Genomic DNA, 9,494 nt, shown 5'->3' with positions numbered 1-9,494 from the left:
AGCCGGTCTTCGCTGGCCAGCAGCGCCGCTTCCACGCGGCCACCGCCAACGGCCTGGCCGAAGCGTTCCAGCCAGCCCAGTGAATCGCGCTGCACAGCATCCGCCTCGCGGCCCGCCTCACGCGGTTGCAGAGCGCTGCTGAGGGTAGCGGCGCTGCGGTCTTCGCGCTGGCTGCGTATCCAGCTGGCGAGGCCAAGCAAGGCAACACCGGCAGCCAGCACCAGCAGTGCAGCCATGAACCAGGTGCTGGCGTTCATTGGCGATCTCCCGGGCAGGTGCGCGCGCTCATATTGATCGCGCCAGGCGGTACAGCAGGAAGCCACCGGCCAGTTCCAGGCCCACGGCCATCAGCAGGATCTTGTGGCCAAGCGGGTCGTGCAGCACGGGCTGGAAGAAATCCGGGCTGGCGATGGCCATCAGCACCACGCTGGCCGGTGGCAGCAGGCCCAGTACCCAGGCCGACATGCGGGTTTCGGCGGTGGTGGCGGCCAGTTCCTGCTGCGCCTGTTCCAGGTCGCGCATGAAGTCGGCCATGCGCTGCAGGACCTGGTCGGAGCGGCCGCCGATACGCACGCTGACCCCCATCACCACGGCCAGCACGACCAGCACTTCCATGCGGTAGGGCTGGCTGGCCACGCTGAGCGCGCGGTCCAGCTCCATGCCGCTGCGCGCGTTGCGCAGGGTGGTGTCGAGCAGGCCGCGCAGCGGTGCGGCAGTCTGCATCGAGGCCACCTGGAAGGCGGCCTGCAGGCTGTTGCCCAGCGCGGTCAGGCGCACCAGGTTGTCGAGGAAGTCGGGCAGCTGGTGCAGCAGCCGGGCCTTCAGCCGGGCCGTGCGCCGGGCCAGCCACAGCCACGCACCGAGCAGGTACAGCAGCAGGGTCAGCGGGAACATCCAGGCCGTGCCCAGGCGCACCACCGCCAGTATCGACAACGCCAACCCCGGCAGCAGCACCAGCAGCGGAACCTTCCAGCCGACCGGCAGCCCGGCGCCCTGCAGCAGGCCATTCCAGGGAAGGTTGCGACGGTTGCCGCTGCTGCGGCCCGGCGCGGCGGAGGCGGGGCGGGCATCGTCCGTGGCGACCGTCGCCGCCGCCGCCGCCGGCGCAGTGCCGCGTGCAAGCTGCTGTTCGGCATGCTGCAGCGACGCCTGCCGCTGTTGGCGGCTGCTGGCTGTGCCCCACAGCCACGCCGCCAGCGCCAGCAGCACCGAGACGATGCTCAACATGCCCAGCAGCAGGCCGGTGCCCATGCTCAGAAGTCCCCGTACAGCGATTCACGCAGCTGCTGACGGAACGGCTCCAGCTTGTGCGAATGCGGGTGGAAGCCCAGGCCGATCCAGCGGTCGATCTCCTTGCCGGTGCCGTCGATCTGCACCTCGTGGCGGAACATCTCCTGGGTGGTGATCAGGTTGTCGCTGACCCCGGTGATCTCGGTGATGGACACCAGCACACGGCGGCCGCTGCCCAGGCGTGAGATCTGCACGATGAAATCGACAGCGCTGGCGATCTGCCGGCGCAGGCTGTCCTCGCTGCCCTGGAAGCCGGCAAAGCCGGCCAGCATCTCGATGCGGTACAGGCAGTCACGCGGGGAATTGGCATGGATGGTGGCCATCGAGCCGTCGTGGCCGGTGTTCATCGCCTGCAGCATTTCCAGCACTTCGGCACCGCGTACTTCGCCCACCACGATGCGGTCCGGGCGCATGCGCAGGCTGTTGCGGACCAGGTCGCGGATGCTGACCGCGCCATGGCCCTCGGCGCCGCCGATGCGGCTTTCCAGGCGCACCACATGCGGATGATTGAGCGACAGTTCGGCGGTGTCCTCCACGGTGATCACCCGCTCGTTGGCCGGCACGTAGCTGGCCAGTGCATTGAGCAGCGAGGTCTTGCCTGAGCTGGTGCCGCCGGATACCAGGATGTTGCAGCGGCCGAGCACCATCGCCTTCAGCAGGGCCTGCATGGGCGCGTCGAAGGTGCCCTTGGCCAGCAGTTCGTCCGGGGTGAACGGATCCTTGCGGAACTTGCGGATGGAGACCATGGGGCCATCCACCGCCAGCGGCGAGATGATCGCATTGAGGCGGCCTCCATCGGGCAGGCGCGCATCGACCATCGGGTTGGAATCGTCGAGGCGACGGCCGAGCGGTGCAAGGATGCGGCGCAGGATGCGCAGCAGGTGGGTGTCATCGGTGAAACGCTGGGTGGCGCGCTTGAGCTGCCCGCCCTGGGAAACGTGCACGTCCTTGAACCCGTTGATGAGGATGTCCTCGATGCTCGGGTCGTGCAGCAGGTCATCGAGCGGGCCGAAACCGGTCAGTTCCTTGACCAGCCCTTCGGCCACCACCTGCATTTCCTCTTCGTTGATGGGGATGCGCCATTCCTGGATGAAGTTGACCGTCTGCACCTGCACCCAGCGCGCGATCGTATCGGGCGCCCACGAATCGATATCGATGCGCTCGTCTTCGATGCTGTTGAGCAGATGCTCGTGCGCAGCCGAAAGCACTTTCTGGTACTGCTCGGTCTGCGCGAACGGCAGGCTGCCCGGCGCGGCTTCCGGAACCGCGCTGCGGCTGGCCAGGTGCGGGAACGGCGTCACTTTATCTTCCATTGCGGTCCACCCAGGGCAAGGGCAAGTCGTTCCCGCAGCCCGTGCGCCTGCACCGGGCACGCGGCCGGGTCCAGGCGTTGCACAAGCGGGGCCAGGGCACGCAGGTACGGGTCACGCGGAGCATCCTGCAGCAGCAGGTGGCCGTGGCTGGCGGCGGCGCGAACGCGGGGGCGCTCGGGCAGGGTGGCCAGCAGCGGCAGTTCGAAGCGGCGCGCGATCTGGTCCGGGCTCATGCCGCCGTTGTCATCGTGGCGGTTGATGACCAGTTGCAGGCGCTTCCCGCGCTCGCGCTGGCCGGACAGATGCTTCAGTGCATGGTCGAGCGAGACCAGCGTCGCGATGGACGCATCGGCCACCAGCCAGATTTCATCGGCGTGGTCGAGCAGCACAGGCGGCAGTTGCCGCAGCGGGCAGCCGCCCGCATCGCAGAGGACACTGGAGAACACGCCGCGCAGTCGCTGCAGCAGGGCGGCGGGATCGGAGGGGGGCAGCGCGTCGCTGCCGCTGGAGCGGTCCAGCAGCACCAGGCCGCTGGCGTGCCGCGCCATGGCGGTGCGGGCCAGGGTGGCGTCGATGCGGCCGGCATTGCGCAGGGCGTCTTCGTAATGGAAGCGGCTGTCGAGGTTGAGGTAGAGGGCCAGATCACCGGCCGGCTGCGCCAGTTCCAGCAGCAGGCCGTCCTGCGGGCTGCTTTCGCCCTGGGCCAGCAGATGGCTCTGCTGCGCCAGCACGGACAGGTGCGCGGCGAGGGTGCTGGTGCCGACGCCGGCACGCACGCCCAGCAGCACGATCAGTTTCGCCTTGTGCACCTGTTGGGCGCTTGCCGCAGGACGCGGCGAAAGGGCGCGGCGCAGCGCCGTTTCGATGCCGGCGTCGTCGCTGTCCAGATCCAGCACATCGCGCAGGCCGGCACGCAGTGCCATCACGATGCCTTCGACCTGGCCTGCTGCGGTCGCACCCACGGCAACCAGGATCAGTTCGGGTTGGGCCTGCTGCAACTGCTGCGCCAGCACGCTGGAGGCAGCGGCGTGCTCGGGGCGGAAGTCCAGCAGCACCAGGTTCTGCGCGCCACGCTGCAGGTCCTGTGCCGATGTCGGCTGTGCACAGTCCTGCCAGTGCAGCACGGTAGTGGGCGGCAGCTTGGCCGCGAGCCGCGCCAGCAGTTCACGGTCCACGCCGTACAGGACCAGGTTCATCGCTGGTCCTTGTGGGTGCAGGGGCTGGGCAGTGGCGTAGGGCATGGTCGTGGCATCACAGGCATCAGGATCAGCGCGAGAGGATCAGCGCGAGAACCCGGGTACCGGGTCCTGGCTGACCGGGCCAAGCAGCCACGCGCCCCATTCGGGCAGATGCGGCCTGGCCTCGCGGTCGCCGGGTAGCGGCAGCTCGGTGTTGCGCGCCAGCGGCTGCACCAGACGCGGGGTGACGATGATCACCAGCTCCTTGTCCTGCCGCTTGTAGTCGAAGTTGCGGAAGAACGAGCCGATGATCGGCAGGTCGCCCAGCAGCGGAATCTTGTTCACGGTCGACGCCACCGTGGAGCTGACCAGCCCGCCGATGACGAAGCTCTCGCCGTCGCCCAGTTCGACGGTGGTATCGGCCCGGCGGGTGGTGATGGAGGGAATCTGCACACCGTTCAGGGCAATGGCATTGGTGTAGTCGAGATCGCTGGCTTCCGGGGCGACCTTCAACGCGATGCGGTTCGGTGCCAGGACCGTCGGGGTGACCGTCAGTCCGATGCCGAAGGGCTTGTAGGTGATGGTGGTGGTGCCCAGCCCCTGCGGTTCGAGGATCGGCAGCTCGCCACCGGCAAGGAAGCTGGCACTCTGCCCGGACAGCGCGACCAGCGTGGGTTCGGCCAGCACACGGGCCATGCCGTTGGCCTGCAGCAGATCCACGTCCGCATTCCACAGGCCCTTGGTGGAACCAAACACCAGGCGGAAGGCCGACGACAGCGGCGACTCGCTCTCATTGCTCGATTCGCCCTCCTGCATGCCCGGCAGGATGCCGGTATTGCCGGGCAGGGTGCCGCCGGGCTTGGTGAAGCCATAGGCGAAGCCGCCGTTGCGGTTCTGGAAGTTGATGCCGATCTGCTTCAGCGCGGTCTTGTTGAATTCGACCACCTTCACCTCGACCTGCACCACGCCGCCGCTGCTGACGGTGGAGGCATCGGCCAGCAGGCCATCCTTGCCCAGCGCCATCGCTGCCGTCTTCTGCTCCTGCATGTGGGCCAGCACGCTGTCGCTGCTTCCCTGCAGCAGCCCCTGCTGGTCCTGCTGGGTGAACACCAGGCCGGTACCGGCATCGGCGGCACCCTGCACCGCGCTCTGCACCCGTACCTGCACGCGCTGTGGTTCACCCTTGCCACGGTGCCAGAGCAGCAGCGTGGTGCTGCCCGGCGCCTTGCCGACCAGCAGCGCCTGGCGCTGGCCGCGCAGCATCACGATGTCGGCCACGCCGGGGTCGGCGATGGCGACGCGCTCCAGATCCGCTGGCAGGGTCCAGGGGCGCTGCTCGCGTGTCTGCAGCATCAGGTCGTCGGCGGCCACGCTGGCGGCCGGTGCCAGCAGCACCAGCAGCAGGGCCAGCCAGCGCTGGCGGCCAGTGGGACGTGGGCTCAGGCGACGTTCGGTCATGTGCGCTATCGTTCCAGGTCAAAGGGAGCCACGGGGCGCAGCGTTGTCGCCGCGGATGATCTCGATGCCCGGCGTAGTGCGCGGCGCGCTGCGGCGTGCGGCCGGTACAGGTGCCGGTGCCGGGTTGCCCATGTTCTGCCGCGCCATGCCACGTCCGGCCAGCGCATCGCCGTCGATGCCGGCGAAGGCGTTGTTTTCGGGGCGCTGCAGCGCCTGCTGTTGTTCGGCATCCAGCCCGCGCACGGGGTCCAGCACGCTGCGTGCCTGCGGGAACAGCGCTACGTCGGGCAGGCCGGTGTCGGCGGGGTTGCGCAGGGCCAGGAACAGCTTGCCCTGCTGCGCGCCCAGCAGCAGGCGGTTGGCCTCGGCCACCGGTACCGCCAGCACCGCGCTGCGCGCAGGCTGGGTGGCGTCCCTGCTGCCGCTGGTCTGGCTGGAGGAGGAGCCGGTGATGTCCGCTGCACGCGGATCGTCGCGTGCGGTGTCGTCGCTTTCATTGCCAGCTGCCGGTGCCGCCACGGCGATGTCCTGCTGGCCATAGCTGAGCACGCGCAACCTCGACAGCAGCAAGCGGGTCTGCGCCACCTCGGGCTGGCCGTTGTAGGCGGACGGTGCGCTGCGCAGATTGAGGAAGACGTCGACGAAGTCGCCCGGCAGGATGCGGTTGCCAGCGGCGACCAGCTCATCCACCGGCACGGCGAGTGCGCGCTCGCCCGGACGCAGCTGCAGGGAAAACCCCTGTGCCAGCAGCGCGTCGCCGATGGCGGTGCCTTCGCTGATGTCCTGCACCGGCACGCGGCCGACCACGGCGGCCAGATCGCTGGCACTGCCTGCGGGGGGGGCGCTGCGCTGGGCCAGGCGCACGCCGTTGGCGCTGATCGGCTCGCCCGCGGGCAGTAGCGCGGTGGCTTCGACCACGGCGTGGGTCCGGGTATCGGCCTGCACCATCGGCGTGCTGCTGCCGGCCTCGGTAGCGGGCTTGCGCCCGATCAGCAGGGCGACCACGGCCAGCAGCATGGCCAGGGCGATCAGGGCGATGGCGGCGATGCGGGTCAACTTGAGCATGGATGCCTCTCCTTGCTGATCGTCAGTTGCTGCCGAGGTCGAGCTGGGCGACCGCGGTGCTGCGGATGGGGGCGCGCATGACCCAGCCATACAGCGTGGCCGTTCCGGGCAGGAAGGGACTGGCGGCGTAGTCGTAGCTGACCGTGACGGTGATGCATTGCGCGGTGGCGAGACCGGCGCAGGGCGCAGCAGGGGCGACCACGATCGGGCCGCTGCCGCCCGTGCTGCAGTCCGGGTTCTGCCTGGAAAACTGCAGCAACCACTGCATGGATCGGCGCGCCGCCAGGCAGGCGGCAGTGCGCCGCTGCCCGGGCGTGGCGTAGCGCAGCGAGGCGCGCGCGCCCTCGGCCGACGCGGTGGCCAATGTCTGCTGTGCGGCCATGATCATCACCCCGCTGAAGGTGAACAGCAGCAGCGGCAGCAGCCCCAGCATCAGCATCAGGGCATATTCGAGGGTGACCACACCGCGCTGGTGCCGGGGCGATGCATGTCTCATGCGGCGCCTCCATGGGTGTTCAGCAGCACCCAGCCGATTGCCGCCATTGCCAGGTAGGCCGCGTAGGGAATGCCGTGGCGGCCCTGGCGCGCGGCCTGCATGCAACGTGCAGCAGGATGGGCCTGCCAGTGCGCGCTGGCACGGTCGACCTGCAGTTGCAGCCGCATCGGCAGGTGTGCAGCCAACTGCCGCGCACCCAGCGCCACGACCGCATGCACACCGGCGACCAGACTGGCGACGACCCACACCGGCAGCAGTGCCTGCCAGCCAAGCAGCAGACCGAGCACAGCGAAGAACTTGACATCACCGGCGCCCATCCAGCCGATGGCATGGAACGGCAGCAGCGCGGCAAGGCCGATCACCGCGCCCAGCAGGTGCATCGGCCATGGCAGTGGCGGTGCCTGGAACTGGCCGGCCACCAGCACCGGCAGGGCGAGCGCGCACGCGGCCAGCAGCCACGCATTGGGCACCCGGCGGGCGTACAGATCGCTGATCGCGATCCGCAGGCACACTGCGATGGTCAGCAACCCCAGCACTGTCATGGCGGCTCTCCCCGTCGTCCTTTACGTGGCCTGCTGCAGGCCCTTCCAGCGCCAGCCAGCGCCGTGGCCCTCAACGCGGCCGGCGCTGGAACTGGCGCCAAAGACTGCTCAGGTGGTCGCCGTGGTGGCGATGGCCTGCAGCCGGGCGAACAGCGTCTCGAAGAAATCGCCGAGTTCATCTTTGGCGACCACGATCAGGATGCCGGCGACCACGGCGGCCAGAAGGCCATATTCCAGCGCGGTCACGCCGTCTTCTTCTTTCAGGAATCTGCGGATATATGCGGTCATGACGGTTGTCTTCCTCTACCTGTCAGTGGTCAGGATTGCTGCATGGGCCGGTCCCCCGGTTCAACCGGTACGACCCCTGGGCCTCCACCGTCCTGGCAGAGGAGGCGTGGCGGAATATCCCCCACGCTCAAACGGAGTGATTGATCCCGGGGGTGGCGCATGCGTGCATCGGCCAGTGCACGGCGTGCTGCCGTGGCTGGATCCGAACATATCTGCGCGGATGCGCATGTTGCCCCCTGGATGCGGCCCGACTGGACGGGCTGGATCACCGTGCTATCGACTTTGCCTGAATGGCGACCGGCTGCAACCGAAACCTGTATGCAAATTCGGCAGAAACGTGAAAGCCTTGAAATTTCCAGACGGTTTCTGTGATCGCCACCCGTTCCGCAACCAAACGATTCATGGACGTGCATGAAAGGTGATAAGTAACTGGCGCATGCGAAAACCATGCCGGAAGCTGCGTCATTTTCCTGACGCGCTTTTTGGATTCTGTATTGCGGATACTTCACATTCACCGGCGATGATGATCGGGCATACTGCATTGAAACCCAGCCTGGTTTCACCGGCATGGTTTCATGGAAGGCGTCATGAAGTGCGGGTCGTGGGGGCGCGGATAACGGTGTTCCGGATGACGATTCCGTCCAGTCAGGCAGCTGCGGCGGAACCAGGGCAATCCAACGGGGGACGACACTGTCATGGTCGATGGTGCGGTAGGCGAGAACAGCGAAGACGATCTCCGGTCGATCGACCTTGCGACGTTGAGCGGGGTGCTCCGGGTGTGCGACGTGGAACTGTTGCTGCTGGATGGCAACGGCCCGCGTGCGGCATTTGCTTCGCGCGTACACGAGGAGGCCTTGTTCTGCAGCATCACCTGCGGATTCCATTGCCGTGGCCGCTTCATGCTGCCGCCCGACTGGGCGATGCTCGGCTATCTGCACGCCACCGACGAGACAATGAGCTGGTGCCACGGCATTCCGCTGATCGCCGGCATGGCGTTGACCGTGTTGCCGGAAGGCATCAGCGAGTTCACCCTCAGTCCGGGCACCCGTTTGACCCTGATGCTGGTGCCCGTGGCGCGCGTGCAGCGGAAACTGACCGAGTTGAGCCTGCGCAGTACGCCGCCTGCAGGGCAGGCGCTCTCCTTGTTCAACCTGGCCAGTGACGCGCTGCCGCTGGCCCAGCATTACCAGGCGCTGCACGCGCAACTGGGCCAGGGCGGGGCACTGCAGCCGGAGGACGCCGAGCGCCTGCTGCATGAGCACGTTCAGGCGTTGCTCGCCTCGGGGCCGGCCGACCGCCCGACCTTCAGCCGGGCGCGGCGCACCCATTATCTGATTGCGCAGCGGGCGGAGAACTTCATGCGCCTGAACCTGCGACGCAACATCTACATGAATGAAATCTGCGACGCGGCGGGGGTCAGCGAGCGTGGCCTGCGTTATGCGTTCGAGGATCTGTTCGCCACGTCGCCCAACCGTTATCTGTCGATGCTGCGTCTGTGTGCGGCGTGCCGCAGTCTGTCAATGGCGGATTCGAGCCGGCGCTCGGTCAAAGCGATCGCGTTGAGCTGCGGGCTATGGGATCTGTCCCGGTTCGCGGACAACTACCGCAAGGTATTCGGCGAACTGCCGAGGGACACCTTGATGCGGGCACCGGCCCAGGTCGGGCAGCCGGCGTAGTAGGGGGTTTCCGGGCAGGGCTGCGCCCTGCACCCGCCGAAGCAACATCTACGTCAAAAGCCAAGGCGGCTCTGGGTTTCTGCTGGTTGGGCGGGGCGGTGTGGGCTTGCAGAACACGCCGTAAACCCGTCCCTGAAGTGACCCCCTAAAGTTGGACAGTTGGGGGATCAGGCGGCCAGCGCAGCCTG

9 protein-coding genes and 1 pseudogene are annotated in these 9,494 nt (G+C 67.8%); 1 reads left to right on the top strand and 9 read right to left on the bottom strand.

Annotated elements, in window-relative coordinates; all coding sequences use genetic code 11:
* The 9 genes and pseudogenes from ACQKDV_RS16220 to ACQKDV_RS16180 all read right to left on the bottom strand — a co-directional run.
* Positions 1–257, bottom strand: a pseudogene (locus tag ACQKDV_RS16220) (type II secretion system F family protein); the annotation flags it as partial.
* Positions 258–285: 28 nt separating this feature from the next.
* Positions 286–1,251 carry a type II secretion system F family protein gene (locus ACQKDV_RS16215; RefSeq protein ID WP_427785081.1) on the bottom strand — a complete coding sequence of 322 codons (966 nt, stop codon included), beginning with the start codon at positions 1,249–1,251 and terminating at the stop codon, positions 286–288.
* 2 nt (positions 1,252–1,253) lie between these two features.
* Positions 1,254–2,603 (bottom strand): CpaF family protein, encoded by a 1,350-nt coding sequence (locus tag ACQKDV_RS16210; RefSeq protein ID WP_427785079.1) that lies wholly within the window; start codon positions 2,601–2,603, stop codon positions 1,254–1,256.
* Positions 2,588–3,844: an AAA family ATPase gene (locus ACQKDV_RS16205; protein ID WP_427785077.1), complete on the bottom strand. Its 1,257-nt coding sequence runs from the start codon at positions 3,842–3,844 to the stop codon at positions 2,588–2,590. The genes ACQKDV_RS16210 and ACQKDV_RS16205 overlap by 16 nt, the downstream gene beginning before the upstream one ends.
* Positions 3,845–3,883: 39 nt before the next feature.
* Positions 3,884–5,239, bottom strand: coding sequence for a type II and III secretion system protein family protein (locus tag ACQKDV_RS16200; protein WP_427785076.1), 1,356 nt, complete (start codon positions 5,237–5,239; stop codon positions 3,884–3,886).
* Positions 5,240–5,257: 18 nt separating this feature from the next.
* Positions 5,258–6,304: a Flp pilus assembly protein CpaB gene (cpaB, locus tag ACQKDV_RS16195; protein WP_427785074.1), complete on the bottom strand. Its 1,047-nt coding sequence runs from the start codon at positions 6,302–6,304 to the stop codon at positions 5,258–5,260.
* A gap of 22 nt (positions 6,305–6,326) precedes the next feature.
* Positions 6,327–6,800 (bottom strand): pilus assembly protein, encoded by a 474-nt coding sequence (locus ACQKDV_RS16190; RefSeq protein WP_427785072.1) that lies wholly within the window; start codon positions 6,798–6,800, stop codon positions 6,327–6,329.
* Positions 6,797–7,342, bottom strand: a complete 546-nt coding sequence (locus ACQKDV_RS16185; RefSeq protein ID WP_427785070.1) for an A24 family peptidase — start codon at positions 7,340–7,342, stop codon at positions 6,797–6,799. Before ACQKDV_RS16185 ends, ACQKDV_RS16190 begins: the two co-directional genes overlap by 4 nt.
* Before the next feature lie 108 nt (positions 7,343–7,450).
* Positions 7,451–7,630, bottom strand: coding sequence for a Flp family type IVb pilin (locus ACQKDV_RS16180; protein ID WP_427785068.1), 180 nt, complete (start codon positions 7,628–7,630; stop codon positions 7,451–7,453).
* A 695-nt stretch (positions 7,631–8,325) separates the two neighbouring features.
* On the opposite strand from ACQKDV_RS16180, the gene ACQKDV_RS16175 reads away from it, so the two are divergent.
* The gene (locus tag ACQKDV_RS16175) at positions 8,326–9,306 is read left to right on the top strand and encodes a helix-turn-helix domain-containing protein (RefSeq protein WP_427785066.1); all 981 of its coding nucleotides are present in this window, start codon (positions 8,326–8,328) and stop codon (positions 9,304–9,306) included.
* Positions 9,307–9,494 lie beyond the last annotated feature (188 nt).

It is taken from the genome of Stenotrophomonas sp. NPDC077659 (assembly GCF_050268705.1).
Lineage (GTDB): Bacteria > Pseudomonadota > Gammaproteobacteria > Xanthomonadales > Xanthomonadaceae > Stenotrophomonas.
The sequence above is the reverse complement of the archived record's forward strand: the minus strand, read 5'-3'. Positions and strand labels throughout refer to the sequence as shown.